The sequence below is a fragment of the Burkholderia sp. MR1-5-21 genome (assembly GCF_053427715.1).
This window is the reverse complement of sequence record NZ_JBSAXD010000004.1, coordinates 55,758-78,967: the sequence shown is the minus strand read 5'-3', so window position 1 is coordinate 78,967 and position 23,210 is coordinate 55,758. Positions and strand designations below refer to the sequence as shown.

Annotated in this window: 23 protein-coding genes; 11 read left to right on the top strand and 12 right to left on the bottom strand. The window is 64.3% G+C overall.

Translation table 11 applies throughout. The features are described 5' to 3' along the window. Nucleotides 1–32: 32 nt before the first annotated feature. Nucleotides 33–587, bottom strand: coding sequence for an NADPH-dependent FMN reductase (locus tag ACV229_RS06990; protein WP_448082388.1), 555 nt, complete (start codon nucleotides 585–587; stop codon nucleotides 33–35). A gap of 368 nt (nucleotides 588–955) precedes the next feature. On the opposite strand from ACV229_RS06990, the gene ACV229_RS06985 reads away from it, so the two are divergent. Both ACV229_RS06985 and ACV229_RS06980 read left to right on the top strand, forming a co-directional pair. Next, nucleotides 956–1,552 (top strand): RNA polymerase factor sigma-70, encoded by a 597-nt coding sequence (locus ACV229_RS06985; RefSeq protein ID WP_448082387.1) that lies wholly within the window; start codon nucleotides 956–958, stop codon nucleotides 1,550–1,552. Next, on the top strand, nucleotides 1,533–1,736 hold the full coding sequence (locus tag ACV229_RS06980; RefSeq protein ID WP_448082386.1) for a zf-HC2 domain-containing protein: 204 nt from the start codon (nucleotides 1,533–1,535) through the stop codon (nucleotides 1,734–1,736). Before ACV229_RS06985 ends, ACV229_RS06980 begins: the two co-directional genes overlap by 20 nt. Before the next feature lie 325 nt (nucleotides 1,737–2,061). Here ACV229_RS06980 and arsC read toward each other — a convergent pair whose 3' ends face one another. Next, the gene (gene arsC / locus ACV229_RS06975; protein WP_448082688.1) at nucleotides 2,062–2,418 is read right to left on the bottom strand and encodes an arsenate reductase (glutaredoxin); all 357 of its coding nucleotides are present in this window, start codon (nucleotides 2,416–2,418) and stop codon (nucleotides 2,062–2,064) included. Between the two features lie 101 nt (nucleotides 2,419–2,519). Between arsC and ACV229_RS06970 the strand changes: the two genes are divergently transcribed. The 3 genes from ACV229_RS06970 to ACV229_RS06960 all read left to right on the top strand — a co-directional run bounded on the left by ACV229_RS06970 (nucleotide 2,520) and on the right by ACV229_RS06960 (nucleotide 5,381). After that, a complete protein-coding gene (locus ACV229_RS06970; RefSeq protein ID WP_448082385.1) occupies nucleotides 2,520–2,858 on the top strand; it encodes a hypothetical protein in 339 nt (112 codons plus the stop codon). A gap of 769 nt (nucleotides 2,859–3,627) precedes the next feature. After that, nucleotides 3,628–4,290 carry a ParA family partition ATPase gene (parA, locus tag ACV229_RS06965; protein ID WP_448082384.1) on the top strand — a complete coding sequence of 221 codons (663 nt, stop codon included), beginning with the start codon at nucleotides 3,628–3,630 and terminating at the stop codon, nucleotides 4,288–4,290. Between the two features lie 23 nt (nucleotides 4,291–4,313). Then, on the top strand, nucleotides 4,314–5,381 hold the full coding sequence (locus ACV229_RS06960) for a ParB/RepB/Spo0J family partition protein (RefSeq protein ID WP_448082383.1): 1,068 nt from the start codon (nucleotides 4,314–4,316) through the stop codon (nucleotides 5,379–5,381). Nucleotides 5,382–5,439: 58 nt separating this feature from the next. Here the strand turns inward: ACV229_RS06960 and ACV229_RS06955 are convergent, their stop codons facing one another. Further along, on the bottom strand, nucleotides 5,440–6,804 hold the full coding sequence (locus ACV229_RS06955; RefSeq protein ID WP_448082382.1) for a RepB family plasmid replication initiator protein: 1,365 nt from the start codon (nucleotides 6,802–6,804) through the stop codon (nucleotides 5,440–5,442). 1,859 nt (nucleotides 6,805–8,663) lie between these two features. Between ACV229_RS06955 and ACV229_RS06950 the strand changes: the two genes are divergently transcribed. Then, nucleotides 8,664–9,854: a DNA-binding protein gene (locus ACV229_RS06950; RefSeq protein ID WP_448082687.1), complete on the top strand. Its 1,191-nt coding sequence runs from the start codon at nucleotides 8,664–8,666 to the stop codon at nucleotides 9,852–9,854. A gap of 126 nt (nucleotides 9,855–9,980) precedes the next feature. Here ACV229_RS06950 and ACV229_RS06945 read toward each other — a convergent pair whose 3' ends face one another. The 3 genes from ACV229_RS06945 to ACV229_RS06935 all read right to left on the bottom strand — a co-directional run bounded on the left by ACV229_RS06945 (nucleotide 9,981) and on the right by ACV229_RS06935 (nucleotide 12,361). Continuing rightward, nucleotides 9,981–11,009: a tyrosine-type recombinase/integrase gene (locus ACV229_RS06945; protein WP_448082381.1), complete on the bottom strand. Its 1,029-nt coding sequence runs from the start codon at nucleotides 11,007–11,009 to the stop codon at nucleotides 9,981–9,983. Nucleotides 11,010–11,276: 267 nt separating this feature from the next. Beyond that, nucleotides 11,277–11,654 (bottom strand): DUF2471 family protein, encoded by a 378-nt coding sequence (locus tag ACV229_RS06940; protein ID WP_448082380.1) that lies wholly within the window; start codon nucleotides 11,652–11,654, stop codon nucleotides 11,277–11,279. A gap of 95 nt (nucleotides 11,655–11,749) precedes the next feature. After that, nucleotides 11,750–12,361 carry a helix-turn-helix domain-containing protein gene (locus ACV229_RS06935; protein ID WP_448082379.1) on the bottom strand — a complete coding sequence of 204 codons (612 nt, stop codon included), beginning with the start codon at nucleotides 12,359–12,361 and terminating at the stop codon, nucleotides 11,750–11,752. Nucleotides 12,362–12,521: 160 nt separating this feature from the next. Here ACV229_RS06935 and ACV229_RS06930 point away from each other — a divergent pair, with 160 nt between their 5' ends. Continuing rightward, nucleotides 12,522–13,721: a glycine C-acetyltransferase gene (locus ACV229_RS06930; RefSeq protein WP_448082378.1), complete on the top strand. Its 1,200-nt coding sequence runs from the start codon at nucleotides 12,522–12,524 to the stop codon at nucleotides 13,719–13,721. 13 nt (nucleotides 13,722–13,734) lie between these two features. Next, nucleotides 13,735–14,763, top strand: coding sequence for an L-threonine 3-dehydrogenase (gene tdh / locus ACV229_RS06925; protein WP_448079712.1), 1,029 nt, complete (start codon nucleotides 13,735–13,737; stop codon nucleotides 14,761–14,763). 370 nt (nucleotides 14,764–15,133) lie between these two features. Here the strand turns inward: tdh and ACV229_RS06920 are convergent, their stop codons facing one another. Then, nucleotides 15,134–15,550 carry a hypothetical protein gene (locus tag ACV229_RS06920; protein WP_448082377.1) on the bottom strand — a complete coding sequence of 139 codons (417 nt, stop codon included), beginning with the start codon at nucleotides 15,548–15,550 and terminating at the stop codon, nucleotides 15,134–15,136. Further along, complete coding sequence (locus ACV229_RS06915; protein ID WP_448082376.1) at nucleotides 15,547–16,182, bottom strand: GNAT family N-acetyltransferase; 636 nt, start codon at nucleotides 16,180–16,182, stop codon at nucleotides 15,547–15,549. The genes ACV229_RS06920 and ACV229_RS06915 overlap by 4 nt, the downstream gene beginning before the upstream one ends. 224 nt (nucleotides 16,183–16,406) lie before the next feature. Between ACV229_RS06915 and ACV229_RS06910 the strand changes: the two genes are divergently transcribed. After that, the gene (locus ACV229_RS06910; RefSeq protein ID WP_448082375.1) at nucleotides 16,407–17,021 is read left to right on the top strand and encodes a TetR/AcrR family transcriptional regulator; all 615 of its coding nucleotides are present in this window, start codon (nucleotides 16,407–16,409) and stop codon (nucleotides 17,019–17,021) included. 47 nt (nucleotides 17,022–17,068) lie between these two features. Next, complete coding sequence (locus ACV229_RS06905) at nucleotides 17,069–17,548, top strand: nuclear transport factor 2 family protein (RefSeq protein ID WP_448082374.1); 480 nt, start codon at nucleotides 17,069–17,071, stop codon at nucleotides 17,546–17,548. A gap of 910 nt (nucleotides 17,549–18,458) precedes the next feature. Here ACV229_RS06905 and ACV229_RS06900 read toward each other — a convergent pair. Then, nucleotides 18,459–19,544 (bottom strand): tartrate dehydrogenase, encoded by a 1,086-nt coding sequence (locus ACV229_RS06900; RefSeq protein ID WP_448082373.1) that lies wholly within the window; start codon nucleotides 19,542–19,544, stop codon nucleotides 18,459–18,461. Nucleotides 19,545–19,668: 124 nt separating this feature from the next. On the opposite strand from ACV229_RS06900, the gene ACV229_RS06895 reads away from it, so the two are divergent. After that, nucleotides 19,669–20,592 carry a LysR substrate-binding domain-containing protein gene (locus ACV229_RS06895; RefSeq protein ID WP_448082372.1) on the top strand — a complete coding sequence of 308 codons (924 nt, stop codon included), beginning with the start codon at nucleotides 19,669–19,671 and terminating at the stop codon, nucleotides 20,590–20,592. 64 nt (nucleotides 20,593–20,656) lie between these two features. Here ACV229_RS06895 and ACV229_RS06890 read toward each other — a convergent pair whose 3' ends face one another. From ACV229_RS06890 to ACV229_RS06880, 3 genes are read right to left on the bottom strand one after another with little or no spacing between them, the layout of a single operon-like run. After that, nucleotides 20,657–21,121: a signal peptide protein gene (locus ACV229_RS06890; protein ID WP_448082371.1), complete on the bottom strand. Its 465-nt coding sequence runs from the start codon at nucleotides 21,119–21,121 to the stop codon at nucleotides 20,657–20,659. A 60-nt stretch (nucleotides 21,122–21,181) separates the two neighbouring features. Continuing rightward, entirely contained in the window at nucleotides 21,182–22,399 is a 1,218-nt protein-coding gene (locus tag ACV229_RS06885; protein ID WP_448082370.1) for a DUF3734 domain-containing protein, read from the bottom strand. Next, nucleotides 22,396–23,181 carry a 3-hydroxybutyrate dehydrogenase gene (locus ACV229_RS06880; RefSeq protein ID WP_448082369.1) on the bottom strand — a complete coding sequence of 262 codons (786 nt, stop codon included), beginning with the start codon at nucleotides 23,179–23,181 and terminating at the stop codon, nucleotides 22,396–22,398. The genes ACV229_RS06885 and ACV229_RS06880 overlap by 4 nt, the downstream gene beginning before the upstream one ends. Nucleotides 23,182–23,210: the final 29 nt, after the last annotated feature.

Below are 23,210 nucleotides of genomic sequence, written 5' to 3'. Positions count from 1 at the left end.
AGTGCGACAGGCGCCGAACCGGCGCCGCGTGCTCAGGCCGCGTTGTGGGTACGCACCCACGCCGCGTAGCGGTCGACGAAGCCCTGCAGGAACGTGCGCGTCTTTTCGTTGAGGATGTGGCCTTGAGCGTCGACGCGCGTGTCGTCGTGCTTGATGAACATCTCGGGCTGGCCGAGCGTCGCGACGTCGAGATACGCGAGCACGTTGCGCAGATGCTGCTGCGCGAGCGCGGTGCCCGTCGCGCCCGGCGACGTGCCGAGCACCGCGCCGGGCTTGCGCGCCCACGAGTTGGCGCCCCACGGACGCGAGCCCCAGTCGATCGCATTCTTCAGCACGCCCGGCATCGAGCGGTTGTATTCCGGCGTGACGAACAGCAGGCCGTCGGCCGCTTCGATCGCCTGCTTGAACCGCCGCGCGACTTCCGGAAAGTCCGCGTCGTAATCCTGGCTGTACAGCGGCAGCTCGCCGATCTCGACGAACTCGAACGCAAGATCGGCAGGCGCGAGCGAGACCACGGCCTTGGCGAGCGCCCGGTTCAACGATTCGCGACGCAGGCTGCCGACGATGACCGCAATACGATGTGCCATGATTTTCTCCTTCCGGTGGGTGGGGAATCGAATCGATTGCTTCTGGATAGGCGGCAAAGGTCTGTTTATAGGCAGGCCAGTCCGCGAGCCGCCCCACGGGGCCATCCGGCCGACTTTCCACAAGGTTTTCCACAGAAACTGTGGATAACTTTTGCAGAACGTGCCGCCGTTACATCTGACGTGTCGCACAGCGCTGCGTTCATCACAGCACCGGCCTGTGGGCAAGCATAGCGCAGCCCGGTCGTGATGTTCGTGAAAATCGCGACGGAACATGCGTTGCGGGTCCGCGCGTCGGCCAGTAAGCTGCTCGCACCGCGCCGCGAGCAGCCTGTGACACGCGCGCGGCTTCCTTCGAGAGAGTGCCATCGATGCCGTCCGCGTACGACAATCCCGCCTATCTTGCGCAACTGCGGCGCGACCTGTTGCGTTTTGCGCGCCTCCAGCTCCGCGATACGGATGCGGCCGAGGACGCCGTGCAGGAAGCGCTGACCGCCGCGTGGACACGCGAAAGCGACTTCGCGGGCCTGTCCGCGCACAAGACATGGGTGTTCGGCATCCTGCGCAACAAGCTCGTCGACGTGCTGCGCGCGCGGCAGCGCGTCGTGAGCCTGTCCGCGCTCGACGCCGAACTCGACGGCGAATCGGTGCTCGACCGCGAACTCTTCAAGGACAACGGTCACTGGACCGCGCATGCGAAACCGCGGCCATGGCCGCAGCCGGAAACGCTGCTGCAGCAACAGCAGTTCTGGATGCTGTTCGAGGCGTGCCTGAACCATCTTCCGGAACAGATCGGCCGCGTGTTCATGATGCGCGAGTTCCTCGATTTCGAGATCGACGACATCTGCACCGAACTGACATTGACGACGAACCATTGCAGCGTGCTGCTGTACCGGGCGCGTACGCGCCTGCGCACCTGCCTGAGCGAGAAGGGGCTGACGACCGAAGATGCTACCGGGGAAATGTAAGGACGTGACGCGCCTGCTGTCCGATGCGCTCGACCGGCACCTGACGGTCCACGAGCGCGTGCAGGTGCGCGTGCATTTGCCGGCCTGCAGCGGCTGCCGGCAGTATCGCCTGCAGATCGCGCTGCTGCGTACGGCTGCGAGGACTGCGGCCGGCCATGAAGGTGACGGTGGCGGAGAGGTGTGACGGCTTTGCGCCTGGCGCTCCGGGTTGCCACGGCGGGTCGGCGGTCAATGCGAATCCGTACCGAACGGCGGGCTTCGAGTCGCTGCGCAGCCGCGCACGCAATCGCGCATCCACATGCGACGGCCCACGTCACGATTTGACTTGCATCCGGGGAGGCGCGGCGGAAGCCGGCGTCGACGGCCATTTGCGTTTGCACTTGCCGCGCGATATCGCGCTAACCGGGAAGGACGCCGATGCGATCGATTGCGATGCGCATCAGCGCACATTGTCCATCCGGCGCATGTGCACCGGATATTCACAATAAGAAAAATTCCGGAAATTAGAATTATTCGAACAATCCACGTACCGATTCCGGCGGTCGCCCGATAGCGGCTTTGCCGTTGTACACGACGATGGGCCGCTGCAGCAGGATCGGGTGCGCGGCGATCGCCTCGTACGCTTGCGCGTCGGTCAGATCCGCACGCGCCAGATCAAGTTCCTTGTATGGCTCTTCGTTATCACGGAGCATGTCGCGCACCGGACGCCCGAGCTGTCGATGCAGCGTTTCCAGCTCTTGAACAGTCGGCGGCGTCTTCAGATACTCGACGACCGTGACGGGCGCGCCGCTCGGGTTCAGCGACTCGACAAGCGCCAGCGTCTCGCGCGACTTCGAGCATCGGGGGTTGTGGTAGATCGTGATCATCATTCGGACCTGGATTGTGGAGCCCCGTATTGTAGCCAGTCCGGCCAAGCGCCCGAATCGATGTCACGGTTTGAAGTCCGTCGTGCCGGACAAGCTACGCGTTGCGCGATCAACGCATGGACGGGTTCGGCGACGGGTTCGGCGACGGGTTCGGCGGCGGGTTCGGCGGCGGGTTCGGCGGCGGGTTCGGCGGCGGGTTCGGCGGCGGGTTCGGCGACGGGTTCGGCGACGGGTTCGGCGACGGGTTCGGCGACGGGTTCGGCGGCGGGTTCGGCGGCGGGTTCGGCGGCGGGTTCGGCGGCGGGTTCGGCGGCGGGTTCGGCGGCGGGTTCGGCGGCGGGTTCGGCGGCGGGTTCGGCGGCGGGTGCTCCGGCGGGTGCTCCGGCGGGTGCGCGGCATCGATTCGTTGGGCAATGGTGCGGATCGGTTTATGCGCATAAACCAGTGAGTGGGTGTTGATGCCCGGTCGCCGTCGACTGTCCGCGGCAGCGTGCGACGTCCACTGTCTCGACCCGGGGGAGGGCATATCGGCCGTCGACGCGTGCGGCATCGTCACCGGTCTTGAGTGTGAGCGGTTGCGATGCGGCGGTGGGCCGTCGAATCGCGCCGAGTCCCGGTTTATGCGCATAAACCCGGCGAAAGCGCAGCCCGATCTCGCTCGTCACGTGCCGTAGCCGATTCGCCGTCGCGTCCGGTCGTCTTTCACCGTGCTCTCCGCAACACATGCCAGCATCCGATCGCGGTCGCCGAATGGGTTTATGCGCATAAACTCGGCACAAGCGCAGCCCGATATTCCACGTCACGGGCCGATTCGACGTCGCCCCCTGTCGTCTTTCACCTGGCTTGCCGCAGCACATTCCTGCCTCCGAGCGCAGTCGCCGAATGGGTTTATGCGCATAAACCGCTGCATTCGGATGCTCGACGTCGCGCCTTGCACTGCATCGCTCGCGCTCATCGCAAGACAAGGTCGACGCGTCAGCGAATCAGCCTGGCGCGTCACGTGATTGCGTGACATGTGCCGATCAAAGCTCGCAACAGCACCCCGCGTGGTGACCCGGCTCGTCGCTCATCGTCCTCCGCCTCTGCCGCACCGGTTTATGCGCATAAACAACCCGGCCGTATGGCCAACGCGTAGTCGATGAACAACAATTTCATTGAATTATGAATATCGTCCTGTAGAATTCCAACGACCAAAAACAGGAGTGAAAATTGGCCGCGGAAATCATTGCAGTCACTCAACAAAAAGGCGGCGTCGGCAAGAGCACGATCGCCATGCACCTCGGCGCGGCATTCCATGAAAAGGGGAAGCGCGTTCTCGTCGTAGACGCCGACGGTCAAAACACACTGATTCACTGGTCGAGCGCATCGGGCGACAGTGACAACGGCATCCCTTTCCCGGTGGTCAATCTTGCGGAAGCCGGCGGCCAGATCCACCGCGAGATCAAGAAGTTCATCAACGACTACGACATCATCGTCGTCGACTGCCCGCCGTCGATCACCGAGAAAGTATCCGGCGTCGTTCTGCTGGCGGCATCGATTGCCGTCATCCCGACTTCGTCGTCGCCTGCCGATTACTGGTCGAGCGTCGGGCTGGTCAAGCTGATCCAGCAGGCACAAGTGATGAACGAAGACCTGCGCGCGGTATTCCTGCTGAACAAGACCGAAGAGAAGCGCATGCTGACCCGCGAACTGAAGCGGGCGCTAGAAGAACTCGGCTTCCCGTTGCTCAAGACGCAGATCCCGACGCGGGAAGCGTACAAGCAGGCAATGGCGCTCGGTCAGACCGTCCTGCAGATGAACGATCGCGGCGCGAAGCTCGCTGCCACGGAAATTCGCGCATGCGCCGACGAGATCGTCGCGATGTTGCCCTGACTTTATGCGCATAAAGGAGTCGCATGAAACCCTCCCAATTCGCCAAAGGATTCCAAGCGCGGCCGGATACGACGACGAGCGAAAAGCGCACGGCCCTCGATCGGCTCAACGCGATCGACGGTCTCGTCAAGCCGGAAACGTCCGCTCCCGCCACCGCGAAAGCCGCCAAGAAGGACACGGCACCGCCCCCCGCCGCCATCGCTGACATCGTCGTCGACGCGTCGACCGACGAGACGGCGCAGTATCGCGCGTGGCGTCTCGAGAACCGTTACGCGCCCGGGCAAGTGATCGAGCTGTCGCTGAAGGCGATCAAGCACAGCCCGTTCAACCCGCGGCACTTCTATCTGAAATCGTCGATCGCCGAACTCGCGGTGAACCTTGCGAAGCAAGGTCAACAGCAGGCGATTCACGTGATTCCCGACTACGACAATCCGGGCACGTATTTCGTCAGCGACGGCGGCCGCCGCGTGCGCGCGCTGAAAGAAGCGAACAAGGAAACGGTCAAGGCGATCGTAATCGATCTGCCGATCGGCCTCGAGAGCTACAAGCTCGGGTACGACCTGAACGTCCAGCGCGATTCGCAGACCGTGTTCGACAACGCTGTCGTCTGGCGGCGTTTCCTCGACGACAAGCATTTCCAGAGCCAGAAGGAATTGGCCGAGCATCTCGGCCTCGACGAGTCGACGGTCGCCGTCGCGCTGTCGATCGGCAAGCTGCCGGAAGCGATCATGCAGGAAATGGTCGCTCGCCCTGACCGCTTCGGCTCGAACATGGCGTATCAGGTCGGCCGCTATCATGGCGCGCGCGGCACGGATGCGACGCTGCGCCTGATCAACAAGATCGTGTCCGACGACCTGAGCACGCGCCAGGTATCCGACATCGTGAAGGGTCGCGCGGCCGCGCAGGAAACGCCGAAGCCGGCCAGCCGCCAGCGTTACGCGCAACGCCTCGAGATCAAGCTCGGTGGCGTATCGGTCGGCGATCTGAAGTCGTATGGAGAAGACCGCATCGAATTGCGCCTGCGCGGACTGTCGAAGGACAAGCGCGACGCGATCCTCGAGCAGCTCGAGCGGATGCTGTTGTCGGAGTGATCGGGAAGACGCGGCGGAGTCCGGCAATGCCGGCACCGCCGCGGGCAGGACGGGCGGCTCAGGCCGCCCGCGATTGATTCAGCGTAAAGGACAGCAGATCGCCGTCGGTCGGCTCGCCCCAGGTCTTCTGGGCCAACCAGTCGAAGAAGGCCGTCTCGGCCAGCTTGGAATCGAGGCCGCGCTTGCGCCAGTCTTCGCGCATGTGCGAGCCCAGCGTCGGCAGCGCCTCCGACTCGAACGACTCGCGCGCCACTTCACGTTCCGCCTCGCCCTGCTCGTCGTACAGCGCCTTCGCTTCCTTGCGGCGGTATGCAGTGTATTCGCTCAGCAGACGCGCCTTCAGATCGTCCGGCTGGGCCGCTGCGGCCTTGCCCGGCGTCCCACCGGCCGGCAGGGCCTCGACGGCCTCTACAGGCGGCGCATAGCCCTTCTTCAGCGCATCCTTGAACAGCGCCGCGGCACTGCGCACCGGCGGCAGCGTCGTGCTGCGCATCCGCTGCTCGGTCATCTGCAGCGCGGCACGGATCCGGTTTTCCTCGCTATCCGCGTACAGCGTCTGCGCTTCCTTCAGCGGAATGCCGATCTTCACCATCCGGTCGACCAGCGTGCTGTCGAACACGTTCGGATGTTCGTCGAGCGCGAGCATCGGCTGCTTGCGTTCGGTGACACGGAACTGGATCTCGGCGACCCGCCGCCCTTCGCGATGCTCGATCAGCTCGACGAAGATGTTGGTGACCGCGTTGACCTCCGCGATCGCCGGACGCAGATAGTCCCGCTTGAAGTACTTGTATTCGCGTTTCGCCTCGTCGCCGGCCTCGGTGTCCGGCGTGCCCGACAGGATCGGCCGCCACCATTCCCACGGCTCGCGCATCGTCAGGTGGCTCGGGTTCGTCAGGTAGCGCACGCAGATCTCGTACAGCGCGAGACCGGCGCTGCTGCGCAACTGGCTCTGGAACTGCAGGCTCAGGCGCGCATACTGGACCGGATCGAGCAGCTTCTTCTTGATCTTCGGCGCGAACGAGAATTCGACCCACACGCGGCGCGTTGCCGGGTCTTCGAGAATTTCCGCGTCCGCGATCAGCGTCGAGATCCCCCACTTTCGGCCAGGCTTCTGGCTCGACGTGCCCGTGCTCCACTCGACCTGCACCGACACCATCCGACGCAGGTGTTCCTTCACGAGCGCGGTGTCGTTCGAATCGAATGCAGAGTTGGCGACGATATCCGACAACAGCGCGCGATAGGTATCGCCCGAATCGTCGGCCTGCTGCGCCACGGCCAGCAGGACATTGAACAGCTTGCGAGTCAGGAGGGTGATCTTGCCGCTTTTCGGCTGAATTGCGATCGCCTCGACGGCCTTACGCAATTCGGCTGAACTGGCACTCACCACATCCACATCGGTTTTTTTGGCGCGCTTCGTGGCCATGCGTCGGGTCGGAGGAGAAGTTTCCCGGAAGGATAGCGCCTGTGGTGAAGCGCGTCCAGAACGGCATGCTCACCATAGCGGGTGAAGCGCGCTCACGAAACAGCGCTCACCCCAACGGGCTCCCGTAAATGCTCACCGGACCAGAATCACTGTGCTCCGGACTCACCTTTACCCGTCGCGGCAGGCACCGATTCACAGTTTTTCGCCTGTGCGGAACACATGCCCGACGCGCTCCCGTATCGGCTCACCTTTCACGTTGTCGCGAATTTACGACTTGATTTCCGTGAACTTCGCACAGTATCCACATTGCACCTAACCGATCTCCGTGAACGCGCGCGCAACCGCCTGTATGCATGTACAGGCGCGGCATCGCGGGCGACCGGCGAGGCTGCCTTGCATCCGCGAAAGGCGCGGATGCCGGCGCTTTGAGCAGGCCGATCCGGCCTGGCAGGCGTCCGCTTCGGCACATCTCCACCCATGCCTCAGCAGCCCGGGCGCGCATTGTACAGCGCGCAATCGCCGCGGGCTCCCGAAAAACCTCACCTCTTGAATTCACAGGCCGAACACTCGATTGCCGCGGGATGTCCGGCACAGGCGGGATCGACCCGCTGTGCCTCCCGTATTTCCTCACCTTATCGACAAATGACGCTGTGAAAACCCACTGCAGCAAGGCTCCCGAAAAGCCTCACCGTAACCTCCGCGGTTTCAAAAATCCCAATGTCCTCCGATACTTATGCGCAAATCGCGCATGCGCAGGCCAGCACAGCGATCTCCCGAATAGCCTCACCTTTCCCGGGTATCGATTCGTCCGACAACAGCGTGTCGGCTCCCGAAAAACTTCACCTTTGCCGAAAAAACGCTTGCCAAAATGGCCTCACCATGTAGCTCTGGCGCGGTTTTCAGCGGAAGTAATCGCCCACTGCCCCCGAAAAGTCTCACCTTTGACCATTTTTCGAGCAAATACCGTTCCCGAAAAACCTCACCTGTGAGGTATGCGTCCCGACTGTGGACAGGGTCCCGAAAACCTTCACCTTACGGGGATCTGGCCAGGAAAACCCCGATTTCACTCCCGAAAACCCTCACCTTTACCGCTTCACAGGCCCTGGAGTGGCCTTTTGCTGTGCAAAATGGCGTTCGTTTCCCGGAAATCCTCACACCAAATCCGCGCCGAGTCCCGTGAAACCTCACCTTTCGCCAAAATTGCCTAAAAGAAGGGCAGAATCGGTGGCAGAAACCGGTCCTGAAAAGCCTCACCTATGTCTGCACAGGCAGAAAACTGTGCATGCAGCCACAGCAGGCGTTTCGAGGCTGTGCGGCCCCGGAAACACTCACCTGTGGAAAATTCCATGTTTTGCTGTGCTCCTGAATCCGCTCACGATCTTTCCTGCAACGGCTCACGCAGCTCCCCGAACCCCATCACGTCGGCTCCCGCAGAAGATCACCTTGATTCCCGTAAAGCTTCACCTTGTCGGCCGGAAACCCTTGTCATATAAGGCTGTGCCGTGGCGTTAACGTTTTTAACTAAGGGTTCAAAGGTGTTTACTTCTAATACTCTCAACACGTCCCCTGACGAGTTTTCCACAGACACCCCTAACCCCGACACCCAGCGGCCTGCTCACAGCCGATTCTGTGAAACAACCCCGTTTTTTTTTCGTTTGCCAGAAAATGCTGACAATACAAACGGTTAGGGCAGATTCTTCGTTTTGTTTCACGGAATCTGCTGCTGTGATCGACCACAGGCGTTCACAGCGTCGCTTCCTGTGACTGTTGACGCAAATTTGCAACGCCCAGCGAAAAGAAGTATTGAAAAACACGTATTTCGTTATGATTTCAACGTTCAAATCGCCACGAGTTATGCCATGACCCTCGACGAGATGCGCCAGGTCATCCGGGAAGAGCTGGAATCGCTGCGCGCTGCTGGCGCGCGACGCCAGGAGTTGTCGCTGCATGCGTGCAAGCGCTTGTTCTTCGATCTCGGGATCCGGCCGTCCGCCGCCAATGTTCGCGATCTCACCCAGACCGGCAGCGCCAGCGACATTCCGAAGGACATCGATCACTTCTGGGAGCGGATCCGTTCCGCGTCGAAGGTTCGACTCGAAGGTGCGGCGATTCCGAAAGCCGTCGAGGAAAAAGCCGGCGCGCTGCTCAGTGCACTGTATGAAGAAGCGCTGAAAGCCGCACGAGACAGTCTCGACGCGGATCGCGAGCAGGTCCGCGCGAATGTCACGCAGGCCGAACAGCAATTGCGCGACGCGATCGTTCGGCAGGAAACCCTTGAGGCTGCCCTCGCACGCAGCGAAACCCGCAACGAGCAGCTGCAAGTGCGCGTCACCGAACTCGAGGTGCAGCTTGCGTCACAGGCAACGCACGGTTCGGCAAACGAAGCGACGCTGCTCACCACAGTCAGTCGACTGGAAAAGGAAATGGTCGCGGCCACGGGCCGCGTCGATGTCGAGCAGACCCAGAACGCCGCGTTGCGTGACCGCATCGATGTGCTGCAAGCCGAACTGCAGCAGCGCACCGAGCATTACGCGCAGCAGATCAAGGATGCGGTGGCTGAAGCCGAGCGTCGCGTGAAGCCGATGCTGGTCGAGCTGGATTCGTTGCGCAGCATGGCGTCGACTTACCAGTCCGGATTGCGCGATGTGCAACGCAAGGAATTCGATTTCCTGCAGCAGCTGAGCGCCGCCAAAGCCCGCGCGGACCGCCTCGACGAGCAGTTGCGCAGCCAGAGTGAAGAATTGGAGACGGCGACGCGCGAGAGAAATGCGCTGCGCGCGAATCGCGAGATGAATCCGGAGATCGCCGCGCTGATCCGGCGCCTCGCCGAGACCGGCAAGCTCGATACCGACGCGTTTTCCGTCATCGGCACCGCGCTGGACCACGACACGCCGGTGCCGAACCAGTGCCCGCATTGCGACGGCGAACCCGAACTGTCACATGACGACGAGGGTTTCGAAGTGTCGTGTCCGGAGTGCGAGCACACGTCGGGCTCGTGGCCGTCGCGCTTCGAAGCGGCCACGCGGTTTGCCACGACAGAGCGGCGTTGACCCCAGCCGTCGGCACAGGTGAGACGCTACGGGAAACAAAAGGTGAGGTTTTTCGGGAGCATCGTGACGGTGAGGCCCCGCCTCGCAAGGCTGCTCACGTCTCGTCGGGCGTGAGCAGCACGCATGTCATTCGTGAGATTCGCGATCGGACGTCGCCTCACCCTTATCCTCGCGTTCGATCTGGGCGTCACGCCAGTTTTTCCACGCGCGATGCAGGCGGTTCGACGAAATCGGCTGCATGAAGCCCAGCCACTTGCCGACCCGCTCGGGCGGCACGTCGTGCTCGAACAGTTCCGCCGCATATGTGTTGCGCAGCGTCTGCGGGCTTGCGCGCGCGGTGCGCGACGACGCGATGTCGGCCGCTTCGACGATTGCATCGACCGCGCGCAACATCGTTGCCTTGTGCATCGGACGTCCGGCGTGTGACGCCGGAAACACGAGCTCGCCCGGAATCTCCTGACGCTTGCGTTCCGCGAGCCACGCGTCGAACAGCGCAATCGCGAACGACGCCAGATGCGTTTCCCGTGCGAAATCGGGATGCGTCGACGGAATCTGCAGCGTCGTGCCGCTCGTATTGATGCAACTAAGCGTAAGTACGCGCGCTTCGCCGGTCTTCACGCCGGCACCGAGAAATGCGGCAATGAGCGCCCGGTCGCGGCGCTCTTTCCATATTGCGGCGCCGGACACGACGATCGGCGAAAACAGATAGGTGAGCAATTTCGCGCGTTCGGATGGCGCGAGAAAGCCGGTCGGCTCGTTGTCGCGCGCCTTGCGCCAGATCGCTTCGCCATCCTGAGCGATGAAGCGCGCCGGGTTGGTCGACGCGAATTCGCTGCGCCGAATGTGGTCGAGAACACGCTCGATCAGCCGCAAATAGCGCATGCGCTGCGTTTTCCTGATCGGCAATTCGCCGACGAAATTCGCGATCGATGCGGTGTCGACCGTCGAGAGATCCTTCTGATGCGTGCGCAGCCAGGTGAGAAAGGCACCCCATTGCGCGCGATAGACGTCGGCCGACGACCGACGATAATCCTGCATCGCAAGCCATGCATCGAAGGCGGTTTCGGGCGACGCGATCCAGTCTGATGTGCCGCGATCGAACAGATCCTTTTCCGAGCCGGGCGAGCGAGCTTCCGCAGATAAAGGAAGGGACATGTCATTTTTTCCGTTAGTTGCGTATATGCTAGTTCTTTCTGCAACGTCGTGCCAGTGCGAGACCGGACGACCTGACGCGAGACGCAGACTTCGTCTCGCTCGACACGAGTCGGCGCTGGATCGGGCGAGACGATGACGGGCCCTCGTTCGTGTTCGCTTCCGTGCTGCCGTGATCGGCCAGCCATTCTGCCGCGAAACGGCCAAGTGCGGCCGGGTGCTGGCCAGCGTGCCGCGGGCGTCGCGTGACGGACGCTCGCGGGGCTGCGATCAATCGCCCCAGGCCTTGGCGACGCGGGCGGTCCGCGCCGCGGGTTGCGCATCGCGCCGGCGTGCCTCGGCCTCGTACGCGTTGAGTGCGAACGAGAAAACGGCGGGCAGCGCGTTCGACTGCCCGAAATCGATCAAATCGTCCGTTTCGGGAAACGTCATGTCCGACGGCCGTTCGAACAGTTGACGCATGCCGGCGTCATGCCGGCTGGCAAAGCCGAGGTCCGCCAGCGCCTCGGCTTCGATCGCGTGCAGCAGACGCCACGTCAACGGCACCTGATGGCGGATGTAGCGTTCGGCAATATGGCGAACGATCTTCTCCAGGTCGTGCGCAGCAGCCTTGAAGCTGAGAGCGGCCAAATCTTGTTCTTCGGTCATCGCAGGCTCCGGTCCCATGCAAAGCGGAATGTCCGTATACTGTACAAACATACAGTGTTTTCCGCAACCGGCCGAACGGATGACTCGACGGCGCGTCAGCGATGAATCACGATCAACAACGCTCTCGCTTCGGACTTGCCGGGATTGCGGATCGCGTGCGGCGCGTCGGCCGGGTAGCGTGCGGTGTCGCCGGCTTTCAGGCGACGGGCGGCCTCCGCGGCCTCGATTTCCATCGCGCCCTGCAGCACGGTGAGGTGCTCGCGCGTGCCCGGCTCATGCGCGTTCGACACGAGCGCGCCGCCGCCTGGCAGCGTCAGCTCGTACCACTCGAACTTGCCGGCGAGGTCGATCGGGCCCCACACGCGCAACTGGTACCGGCCGTCGTGGCCGGCCAGCGTCGGGATGTCGTGCGGGCCGTCGACACGAATCGTCTCTGGCGTCTTCGGCTGCGAGAACAGCTCGTCGAGCGTGATGCCGAGCGCATTCGTCAGGCGCCACGCGACTGCGATCGTCGGGTTCGCCTTGTCCCGCTCGATCTCGGAGAGCATCGATTTCGACACGCCTGCCGCGCGCGACAGGTCGTCGAGCGTCAGCTTGCGCTCGTTGCGCAGGCGCTGGATCTGTTCGCCGACGCGCGGCGGCGTCGCGCTGGCCGGCGGCTGAGCGGCGCTCGCGGACGCGCGCCGCGAGCCGGAGGAACTTGCCATTTGGATTCCGTTCGCTTAGAGTTGTTCGGTATTTCGAATTTTAGTTCGGAATAACGGAAAAGAGCGGTCAACCGAACGACCGACTATAACAGTAGCAGGCCGCTGCGGCGCCGCCACGAGCGGCGCGCGGCGGGTTGCGATTCCTGTCAGGAGCTTTGCGATGCGTGATGCCTTTTTCGCCCAGGTGCGCGGCACGCTCGACCAGATCCGCGCGGACGGTTTCTACAAGACCGAGCGCGAGATCGCGAGCCCGCAAGCGGCGGCCGTGCGGCTCGCCGGCGGTACCGGCGTGCTGAATTTCTGCGCGAACAACTATCTTGGTCTGGCGAGCGACCCGCGCCTGATCGCGGCGGCCAAGGCCGGCCTCGACCAGGACGGGTTCGGCATGGCATCGGTGCGCTTCATCTGCGGCACGCAAACCGTGCACAAGCAGCTGGAAAGCGCGATTGCCGCGTTCCTTGGCACCGAGGACAGCATTCTCTATTCGAGCTGCTTCGACGCGAACGGCGGGCTGTTCGAGACGCTGCTCGACGAGAACGACGCGGTGATCAGCGACGAACTGAACCACGCGAGCATCATCGACGGCATCCGTCTGTGCAAGGCGAAGCGCTATCGCTACAAGAACAACGATCTCGCCGATCTCGAAGCGAAGCTGAAGGAAGCCGACGCGGCGGGCGTACGCCACAAGCTGATCGCAACCGACGGCGTGTTCTCGATGGACGGCATCATCGCCGACCTGAAAGGCATCTGCGACCTAGCGGACCGCTACGGCGCGCTCGTGATGGTCGACGATTCGCATGCAGTAGGCTTCATCGGCGCGCACGGCCGCGGCACGCCGGAACATTGCGGCGTCGACGGGCGCGTCGACATCATCACCGGCACGCTCGGCAAGGCGCTCGGCGGCGCATCGGGCGGCTACGTCGCGGCGCGCCGCGAGGTTATCGACCTGCTGCGCCAGCGCTCGCGTCCGTACCTGTTCTCGAACACGCTCACGCCGAGCATTGCCGCGGCGTCGCTCGAAGTGCTCAAGCTGCTCGGCAGCGACGAGGGCGCGAAGCTGCGCGAGCGCGTGCGCGAGAACGGCGTGCGCTTCCGCGAGCAGATGACCGAAGCGGGCTTCACGCTCGTGCCCGGTGCGCACCCGATCATTCCGGTGATGCTCGGCGACGCGCAGCTCGCGACGAACATGGCCGACGCGCTGCTCGGCGAAGGCGTCTACGTGATCGGCTTCTCGTTCCCGGTCGTGCCGCGCGGGCGCGCGCGGATCCGCACGCAGATGAGTGCCGCGCACACCCCCGAGCAGATCGACCAGGCCGTCGCGGCGTTCGTGCGCGTCGGCAAGTCGCTCGGCATCGTCTGACGGAGGGGCAACCATGAAAGCACTGGCAAAGCTCGAGCGCGGCCCCGGCCTGTCGATGACCCGCGTGAAGCGTCCCGAAGTCGGGCACAACGACGTGCTGATCAAGATCCGCCGGACGGCGATCTGCGGCACCGACATCCATATCTGGAAGTGGGACGACTGGGCGCAGAAGACGATTCCCGTGCCGATGCACGTCGGTCACGAATACGTCGGCGAGATCGTCGAGATGGGACAGGAGGTGCGCGGTTTCGCGATCGGCGACCGCGTATCGGGCGAAGGTCACATCACCTGCGGCTTCTGCCGGAACTGCCGCGCGGGCCGCCGGCATCTGTGCCGCAACACGATCGGCGTCGGCGTCAATCGCGAAGGCGCGTTCGCCGAATACCTGGCGATTCCCGCGTTCAATGCATTCAAGATTCCGCCGGAGATTTCCGACGATCTCGCGTCGATCTTCGATCCGTTCGGCAATGCGACGCATACGGCGCTGTCCTTCAACCTCGTCGGCGAAGACGTGCTGATCACCGGGGCCGGTCCGATCGGCATCATGGCCGTTGCGATCGCGAAGCATGTCGGCGCGCGCAACGTCGTCATCACGGACATCAACGACTACCGGCTCGAGCTCGCGCGCAAGATGGGCGCGACGCGTGCGGTCAACGTCGCGCGCGAGTCGTTGCGCGACGTGATGACCGACTTGCACATGACGGAAGGGTTCGACGTCGGGCTCGAGATGTCCGGCGTGCCGAGCGCTTTCACGAGCATGCTCGAGGCGATGAATCACGGCGGCAAGGTTGCGCTGCTCGGCATTCCGCCCGCGCAGACGGCAATCGACTGGAACCAGGTGATCTTCAAGGGACTGGAGATCAAGGGGATCTACGGCCGCGAGATGTTCGAGACCTGGTACAAGATGGTCGCGATGCTGCAGAGCGGCCTCGACCTGTCGCCGATCATTACGCACCGCTTCGCGGTCGACGACTACGAGCAGGGCTTCGCGGCGATGCTGTCGGGCGAAAGCGGCAAGGTGATTCTCGACTGGACGGTCTGAGCGTCATGCACGGCGGCACGTCGCGATCGCGGGTTGCTGCGTGCCGTTCGCCGGATACCGGGCGCCAACGTCCGGTCCAGCATGGGACGCGCCCGGCTTCACTGTCGGGCGCGTGTGCTGGAAGCACAAAGTCTGTCGACAACGTCGGTGATGTCCGGCTTGCGTTCCATCTCACCCACCATCTCGGCAAGCCCATCAGCACGAAAGGTGAGGAGATTCGGGAGCCCGTTTCGGGAGCCTGATTCCGACTCGCGAAGGCGGTCCGCTTCACGCGTCGCGATGTCGATCGGTGAGGATCGCGCATGCCCGACGATCACGATTCGCTTCCGGCGATGCGTTGCCGATCGACCACCCGGCGCCGCCCCATCCCCTACTTCATCCGCTCCTCGGCAAGCCACCGCGGATCGAGCTGAAGATTCAACACGACGAGCCAGCGTCTCGGACATTGCGCCGCGATGCTGACCGCGTCGCCATTCGCACCGGGAAGCGTGACGAAACCATGCTCCGACGCGTGTCGGTAGGCGCGCAACGCATCCGCCTGCAGCCAGTAGCTGACGAGCGCGCACGAAACGAAGCGAAACAGCAGCAGCGTCGCGGCGTCGGGCGCGAAGCCGGCCGCGGCGAGCAGGTGCTGGAATGCGATCGTCAGCAGGTGCGCGACTGCGATCGTAATGACCGTCAGCTTGACGAGGCCGCGCAGACGCAGCGCCGTGCGAAGACGCGCCTGCCTCTGCGCGAGCCGCGCGCGTTCGTCGTGACCGCCATGTTCCGATACATCGTGCTTCATGATGAGGCGGTGCACCGCAACGGCTGAAACGACAGCGTATCGTGCGCACGACCCCGATCGCTGAAGGGCCCGACGGGCTTGCACAGAATCGCGCTGTCGTAGTTGTGACCCGCGAACCGCATCACGTCGATCAGCTGAAACCCTTTACGTACGTAGAAATCGACGAGCCGGATGGCCGCATGCGGCGCGTCGAGCGCGAGATGCGTCGCGCTGCGCGCGGCCGCCCGCTGTTCTGCGAACGCGAGCAGCGCACGGCCGATGCCGCGATCCTGCCAGACCGGATCGACAGCCAGTTGGCCAAGCGTCGCCACGCGCCGGCTGCGATACGGATCGCACGGGGAATCGGGATCGTGCGTGCGCATCGTCAGCGTCGCGACCATGTGATCGTTGCCGAGCGCGACGAAGCACTCGCTGGTGAGCGCGTGCTCGCGCGTCGTGGCGGCAGGCTGGTCGACGCCCGGGCAGTTGAAACCCAGCGCGCCGAGCGGCGCGAACGCGCGGTGCAGCAGCGCCGTCAACGCATCGTACGAATCGCTGCGCGGATCGAAACGCCGCACGACGACGCGGCCGTCGAGCCGCTTCGCGTAGGCTGCATAAGCACGTGTACGGCGCGTGGGTACGGATCGCTGCATGATGTCCTTTCGTGCAACAAGCTGTCCGCAGTGTAGAGACCGCCGGGTATCGGCTTCAAGAAAAAATGTCGTAAAGATGACGTGCGGGATACGGCGCGCAGAAACCGAACGCGCATGTGACGGCGATCACCACACATCGCATTCAACCGCGCAATCCCTTGCACCGGCGTGGTCTTTCCCGCGGGTTCCTTGACGACGGAGAACGATCGTTCTACCGTATACCCATGAACACACATGACGACATTTCCGCCGAGCCGGGCGTGCGCGACCGGCTGCTCGATGCGGCCGAAGCGCTGATCTATTCGGGCGGGATACACGCGACAGGCGTCGATGCGATCGTGAAACGGTCGGGCGCCGCGCGCAAAAGCTTTTATTCGCACTTCGAATCGAAAGAAGCATTGGTGGTGGCTGCGCTCGAGCGGCGCGACGCGCGCTGGATGAATTGGTTCGTCGATGCGACGCTGGCGTGCGGCAAGACGCCGCGCGCGCAACTGCTCGGGATGTTCGACGTGTTGCGCGACTGGTTCCGGCAGCCCGACTTTCACGGGTGCGCATTCCTGAACGCGTCCGGCGAGATCGCCGACCCCGACGATCCGGTGCGCGTGGTCGCACGCGCGCACAAGGCGCGATTGCTGGCGTTCGTGCGCGAACGGCTCGACGCACTGGCCGGCGACGCCGGAATCGACCGGCGCGCGCTGGCGCGCGTCGCGCGTCAGTGGCTGGTCCTGATCGATGGCGCGATCGGCGTGGCGCTCGTGAGCGGCGACGCGACCGCCGCGCGCGATGCACGTGCCACCGCCGAACTGTTGCTCGACACCGTGTCGCGGTCGTCGACGTAGTGAAGCGGCCGCGATAGTCGCGGCCGAACCCTGAACTGGAGAATGCGATGTCCGAATCAGCCGAAGTCCGCCCGCCCGTTCCGCCGTTTACGCTCGACACGGCGCGCCAGAAAGTCCGCGCCGCCGAGGATGCGTGGAACACGCGCGATCCGCAGCGCGTGTCGCTCGCCTACACGCCGCAGAGCCGCTGGCGCAACCGCGCGGAGTTCGTCACCGGCCGGGACGAGATTGTCGGGCTGCTGCAGCGGAAATGGACGCGCGAGCTCGACTACCGGTTGATCAAGGAACTGTGGGCGTTCGGCGGCAACCGCATCGCGGTGCGCTTTGCGTACGAATGGCACGACGATGCCGGCAACTGGTTTCGCTCATACGGCAACGAGAACTGGGAATTCGACGAAAACGGCCTGATGGCGCATCGCCACGCGAGCATCAACGACCTGCCGATCCGCGAGACGGACCGGCTCTATCACTGGCCGCTCGGCCGTCGTCCGGACGATCATCCGGGGCTGTCCGATCTCGGTCTGTAAGCGCGGATCCGGCGGGCGCGACGGAATTGCGAGTGCCCGTCGCGCTTCGTGCAGGAAACCGAACGGAAAACTTCACCTCGGTCGAATGGTGAGGAAATACGGGGGCGCGTTTTCGAAGGGTGAGCTTTTGCGGGAGGCGTGAATCGTGCGGTTGAAGTGACCATTCGGAAGCGTCATGCGCACGCTGTGTGATCGAACCGATCGGCAATTTGGTTGCGCAACGGTTCGCCTGCATGCTGCTGTGACTTCACGTTGCAGGCTCGGGCAGTGTCGCGGGCGAGCCTGCCCTTTCCGCCAAACTCTCCATCTCCTGTGCGTTGGGTGCGTCGAGTGCGTCACTGCGGATCGCTGGTCGCCTGACGAATCGACTGAGCGTTGTCTGGGTGCGAAGCGGTGTGTGGCGCTTCTCACCCATCGAATTCGAAGCGCTATCAGCAGCCGATCGTGCCGAATCGCACTCAGGTGCGCAGGCGCAACTCGTCTTCTTCACCGATTGCATTCAAGGCGGAAGCACCGACGTGATCGCACGGAATGTGCGTGGGTGCGCAATCGTGAGCCGTGTGCTTCACCGATCGAACTCGAGCAGGCGCCTCGTCACGACTTTGACGACGCGCTTCGCGGTGCGCGGTCGCATGTCATGCATCTCACCGACAGGATCCGGAACAAAGGCGACGACGGAGCACACCGGATTGCATGTCAGTGCGTGGCGGCTTGTCGCGCTTCTCACCGGTGGTCATCGCCGGCGCGCTGCCGCACCGGCCACGCGCCTCGCGGTGCGCATCGACGCGTCGTGCTTCTCACCCGAAGCCAACACCGTGCGTCATTGCCCACGCGGTGCGAATCGCCCCACAGACCGCCTCACCTCACGGGCGACGAAACGCATCCGCGTCCCCTCGCCCGCGACCAATCCTCACCCCGCGATCCGCTTCGCGAGCGCCTCGCCCACTTCGACCGTGCCGGCGCTGCCGCCGAGATCGCGTGTCCGCGGCCCCGTGCGCAGCACGTCCTCGATCGCGGCGACGATCACATCGTGCGCTTCACGCTCGCGGCCCGCCCCATTGCCGAGGAAGTCGAGCATCATCGCCGCCGACCAGACCATTGCGATCGGGTTCGCGACGAACTGCCCCGCGATGTCCGGCGCGGAGCCGTGCACGGGCTCGAACAGCGACGGAAACGTGCGGTCGGGGTTGAGGTTCGCGGACGGTGCGATGCCGATCGTGCCCGTGCACGCGGGGCCGAGGTCGGACAGGATGTCGCCGAACAGGTTCGACGCGACGACGACGTCGAAGCGGTCCGGCTGCAGCACGAAGCGCGCGCACAGGATGTCGATGTGCTGCTTGTCCCAGACGATCTCCGGATAGTGTTCGGCCATCTCGGCCGCGCGCGCATCCCACCACGGCATGCTGATCGCGATGCCGTTGCTCTTCGTCGCGACGGTCAGGCGCTTCGCGCGCCGCTGCGCGAGCTCGAACGCGAACTTCAGCACGCGCTCGGTGCCGTGCCGCGTGAAGATCGACTGCTGCATCACCACTTCGCGGTCGGTGCCTTCGAACATCGTGCCGCCGACCGACGAGTATTCGCCCTCGGTGTTCTCGCGCACGATCATGAAGTCGATGTCGCCCGCGCGGCGGCCGGCGAGCGGCGACGGCACGCCGTCGAACAGGCGCGCGGGCCGCAGGTTGATGTACTGGTCGAACTCGCGGCGGAATTTCAGCAGCGATCCCCACAGCGAAATGTGATCCGGCACCGTGGCGGGCCAGCCGACCGCGCCGAACAGGATCGCGTCCATGCCGGCGAGCTGCGCCTTCCAGTCGTCCGGCATCATCTGGCCGTGCTGCGCGTAGTAGTCGCAGCTCGCCCACTCGATGTGCGTGAAGTCGAAGCGGATGCCGAAGCGGGCCGTCACGGCGTCGAGCGCGCGCAGGCCTTCGGGCATCACTTCGCGGCCGATGCCGTCACCGGGGATGACGGCGATTTTGTAAGTCCTGTCGCTCATGCGAGTGCTCCTCCAAGTCTGATCGGGCCGCTGCGCATCGAGTGCGCGGCGGCGGTTGAAGCCATTTTATTTATTTCCAAACAGATTAAAATCGCCGAAAAGGTTAATCGACTTTCCACGAATCGTGAACAAATCGCCGAACCTGGACGACCTGCGCGTGTTCAGCCTCGTCGTCCGCCTGACAAGCTTCAGCGCGGCGGCCGAGCAGCTTGCCGTGTCGCCCGCATACGTGAGCAAGCGCATCGCGCTGCTCGAGGCGCAACTCGGCACGCGGCTGCTGCATCGCTCGACGCGCCGCGTCACGGTGACGGAAGCCGGCGAACGCGTGCTCGCGCGCGCCGAGAAGATTCTCGACGACGTCGACCATCTCGTCGAGGACGTTTCGACCGCGCGCACGGTGCCGCGCGGCACGCTGCGCATCTCGAGCAGCTTCGGCTTCGGCCGGCACGTCGTCGCGCCCGCGCTGCTCGACTTCACCGCGCGCTATCCGCAGCTGAATGTCCGGCTCGATCTGTTCGACCGGCTCGTCGATGTCGCGGGTGAAGGGTTCGACCTCGACATCCGGATCGGCGACGAGATCGCCGATCACCTGATCGCGCGCCGGCTCGCGGCGAACTACCGGGTGCTGTGCGCATCGCCCGACTATCTCGCGCGGCGCGGCATGCCACGCTCGCTTGCGGAGCTGTCGTCGCACGAATGCCTCGCGATCAAGGAGCGTGACCATCCGCTCGGCGTGTGGCGCCTGAACGTGCGCGGCGAAACAGCGACGGTGAAGGTCGGCGGCGGGCTGTCGACGAATCATGGCGAAGTCGCCGTGCAATGGGCGCTCGCGGGGCGCGGGATCGTGCTGCGGTCGATCTGGGAAGCGGGGCCGCTGATCGCGAGCGGCGCGCTGTGCCGCGTGCTGCCGGAGGCGACGCAGCCCGCGAGCGTGTGGGCCGTCTATCCGGAACGTGTTGCGACGTCCGCGAAAGTGCGCGTATGCGTCGATTTTCTGGCGGAGGCGTTCATCGGTCTGAACGACACCGCGAACGACGATCGCGCGTAACGCGTGTCAAAGGTGAGCTTTTACGGGACAGCGGTGCGCAGGCGAATCCTGCACACCGACGGCGTCACAGCCGGTTGTCTTTCGCGAGCATCAGCACGCGCGCCCAGCGTTGCGCGTCGCGCTTGTCCGTCATCGGCAGCTTCCATTCGCCGCGTGCGGCGTCGCGGATCCGCACCACGAGATGCCAGCGGCCGCCGATCGGCGCGGCCTGGCAGCCGTCGAGCTGCGACAGCGTATAGCGGCCGTCCGCGCCGTCGTGCGACAGCCACAGCAAGCCTTGCGTCGCGGACACCCGCAACTCGCCCCACGCGCGATGCACGACGTGGGTCCAGCCTTGTTCCCTCGTATTCGGCGCGATGTCGCGGCGGCGCCGGATCCACCGCGCGGCCAGTGCGATCGCGAGCGTGGCAGCGAGTACCGCGGCGGCCACCGCGACCGGCTGGCCGAACTGCGCGGCGATCACGTGATAGGTATGAATCGCGCCCCACACGAGGGCGATGAGCGCGAACAGGGCAATGAAAATCGGCATGTCGGAATCAGAAAAGGAACGGACCGGCGCAGGCACCGCGCCGGTCCGCGTTGCACGACGTCACCGCTTGCGGTGGATGTCGTGCGTCACGAAGCCCGAGTCGTTCGCGGGCAACGCGAGGCCGTCCTTGACGGCAAGGGTCTTGCGGATGTCGTCGAGACCTGCGGACCAATGGTCCCGCATCGTCGACAGACCGAACTGATAGTCCTTGTAGTGATGCTCGTACGCCTTCTGCTGGTAGATCAGGTGCTGGATGTTGTACTTCTTGCCGCACGACATCGTTTCCGCCTCGATGCACCACGGATCGTTCTTGCGCATCTCTTCCGGCACCTGCTCGAGCACCTGGCGCAGCACGTTGCGGTAGCGCTGTTCGCGCTGCAGCGTGTCGGTGACGAAACGCGTGCGGCTCGAATACTGGACATCCTTCGTGCGTTCGGCGACATCGGCCATCGTGCGCGGCAGCGGCCCGCGCGCGCTCCACAGGTCGACCTGGAACGCGAGCGTGTCGCGGCGCGGACGCGCGCGCAGCACTTCCATCAGCGGCGTGTTCGACACGACGCCGCCGTCCCAGTAGTACTCGCCATCGATCTCGACGGGTGGGAACGCGGGCGGCAGCGCGCCGGATGCCATGAAGTGCTCGGGGCGCAGCGTCGTCTTCGCGTTGTCGAAGTACACGAAGTTGCCGGTGCCGACGTTGACCGCGCCGACCGACACGCGGGTCTCGCCCGAGTTGATGCGGTCGAAGTCGCACAGCTTCAGCAGCGTCGCGCGCAACGCGGACGTGTCGTACCAGCTGATCTTGTCCGGATGGTCGGACACGCCGGGCAGCGGCGGCGGGAAGCGCGGCACGAAGAAGCCCTGCTGGCCCTGCATCATCGCGCTGGCGGCCTGCGACGCGGTGAAGAACGTGCGGACCTGGTCGATGCTGTTGAACAGTGCGAGCTCGAACGCGGCCGGCATCGCGGGAAAGAATGCCGGCTGGCAGATCGTTTCCCAGAACTGGCGCAGCCGCTCGACGCGATGCTCGGGCGCGTTGCCCGCGATCAGCGCGGTGTTGAGCGCGCCAATCGAGATGCCCGCGATCCAGTCGAGCGGAATGCCGACCTCGTGCAAGCCTTCGAACACGCCGGCCTGGTACGCGCCGAGCGCGCCGCCGCCCTGCAGCACGAGTGCGATCGTCTCGTAGGGCAGCGTGCGCGCGGATGCCGGCGCCCCCGCTTCGTGATGCAGGTCCGCCGCATCGACGGCCTGCTTTTCGGTGAGGGCGTGCGGCTTCATTGCATGAACCAGCCGTGGCTGACGACGAACGATTGACCCGTGAGCGCGGCGCTCGGGAACGCCGACAGGAACAGCACCGTCTGCGCGACGTCCTGCACCGTCGTGAACACGCCGTCGACCGTGTTGCCGAGCATCACCTTCTTCACCACTTCCTCTTCGCTGATCCCAAGCTCCTTCGCCTGCTCCGGAATCTGCTTGTCGACGAGCGGCGTGCGCACGAAGCCCGGGCACACGACGTGCGAGCGCACGTTGTGCTTCGCGCCTTCCTTCGCCAGCACGCGCGCGAGACCGAGCAGCCCGTGCTTGGCGGTCACGTACGCCGACTTCAGCGGCGACGCTTCGTGCGAGTGCACCGAGCCCATGTAGATCACGACGCCGCCGCGATCGTCCTTGTACATGTGCTTGAGCGTAGCCTTCGTCGTCAGGAACGCGCCGTCGACGTGGATCGCCTGCATCTTCTTCCAGTCGGCGAACGCGTAGTTCTCGATCGGGTTCACGATCTGGATGCCCGCGTTCGACACGAGGATGTCGACCGAGCCGAACGTCTCGGCGACCTTGTCGATGCCGGCGTTGACCGCGTCCTCGTTCGTCACGTCCATCGCGACGCCGATCGCCTTGCCGCCCGCCTTGTTGATCTCTTCAGCGACCGCGTTCGCACCGTCCTGGTTCAGGTCGGCGATCGCGACTGCCGCGCCGGCCTTCGCCAGCTCCAGCGCGATTTCCTTGCCGATGCCGCTTGCGGCGCCCGTGACGACGGCGGTCTTGCCATTCAGATTGCTCATGTTCGATTTCCCGTAGTAAAGGGTTTGAC

Excerpts from the sequence above, each read along its gene's own strand:
- ACV229_RS06950 (WP_448082687.1), top strand. The coding sequence starts at position 8,664 with ATGACCCTCGACGAGATGCGCCAGGTCATCCGGGAAGAGCTGGAATCG.
- ACV229_RS06905 (WP_448082374.1), top strand. The coding sequence starts at position 17,069 with ATGTCCGAATCAGCCGAAGTCCGCCCGCCCGTTCCGCCGTTTACGCTC.
- ACV229_RS06960 (WP_448082383.1), top strand. The coding sequence starts at position 4,314 with ATGAAACCCTCCCAATTCGCCAAAGGATTCCAAGCGCGGCCGGATACG.
- ACV229_RS06930 (WP_448082378.1), top strand. The coding sequence starts at position 12,522 with ATGCGTGATGCCTTTTTCGCCCAGGTGCGCGGCACGCTCGACCAGATC.
- ACV229_RS06985 (WP_448082387.1), top strand. The coding sequence starts at position 956 with ATGCCGTCCGCGTACGACAATCCCGCCTATCTTGCGCAACTGCGGCGC.
- ACV229_RS06990 (WP_448082388.1), bottom strand. The coding sequence starts at position 587 with ATGGCACATCGTATTGCGGTCATCGTCGGCAGCCTGCGTCGCGAATCG.
- ACV229_RS06885 (WP_448082370.1), bottom strand. The coding sequence starts at position 22,399 with ATGAAGCCGCACGCCCTCACCGAAAAGCAGGCCGTCGATGCGGCGGAC.
- ACV229_RS06955 (WP_448082382.1), bottom strand. The coding sequence starts at position 6,804 with ATGGCCACGAAGCGCGCCAAAAAAACCGATGTGGATGTGGTGAGTGCC.
- ACV229_RS06920 (WP_448082377.1), bottom strand. The coding sequence starts at position 15,550 with ATGAAGCACGATGTATCGGAACATGGCGGTCACGACGAACGCGCGCGG.
- arsC (WP_448082688.1), bottom strand. The coding sequence starts at position 2,418 with ATGATCACGATCTACCACAACCCCCGATGCTCGAAGTCGCGCGAGACG.
- ACV229_RS06945 (WP_448082381.1), bottom strand. The coding sequence starts at position 11,009 with ATGTCCCTTCCTTTATCTGCGGAAGCTCGCTCGCCCGGCTCGGAAAAG.
- tdh (WP_448079712.1), top strand. The coding sequence starts at position 13,735 with ATGAAAGCACTGGCAAAGCTCGAGCGCGGCCCCGGCCTGTCGATGACC.
- ACV229_RS06935 (WP_448082379.1), bottom strand. The coding sequence starts at position 12,361 with ATGGCAAGTTCCTCCGGCTCGCGGCGCGCGTCCGCGAGCGCCGCTCAG.
- ACV229_RS06900 (WP_448082373.1), bottom strand. The coding sequence starts at position 19,544 with ATGAGCGACAGGACTTACAAAATCGCCGTCATCCCCGGTGACGGCATC.
- ACV229_RS06940 (WP_448082380.1), bottom strand. The coding sequence starts at position 11,654 with ATGACCGAAGAACAAGATTTGGCCGCTCTCAGCTTCAAGGCTGCTGCG.
- ACV229_RS06915 (WP_448082376.1), bottom strand. The coding sequence starts at position 16,182 with ATGCAGCGATCCGTACCCACGCGCCGTACACGTGCTTATGCAGCCTAC.
- ACV229_RS06880 (WP_448082369.1), bottom strand. The coding sequence starts at position 23,181 with ATGAGCAATCTGAATGGCAAGACCGCCGTCGTCACGGGCGCCGCAAGC.
- ACV229_RS06890 (WP_448082371.1), bottom strand. The coding sequence starts at position 21,121 with ATGCCGATTTTCATTGCCCTGTTCGCGCTCATCGCCCTCGTGTGGGGC.
- ACV229_RS06980 (WP_448082386.1), top strand. The coding sequence starts at position 1,533 with ATGCTACCGGGGAAATGTAAGGACGTGACGCGCCTGCTGTCCGATGCG.
- ACV229_RS06910 (WP_448082375.1), top strand. The coding sequence starts at position 16,407 with ATGAACACACATGACGACATTTCCGCCGAGCCGGGCGTGCGCGACCGG.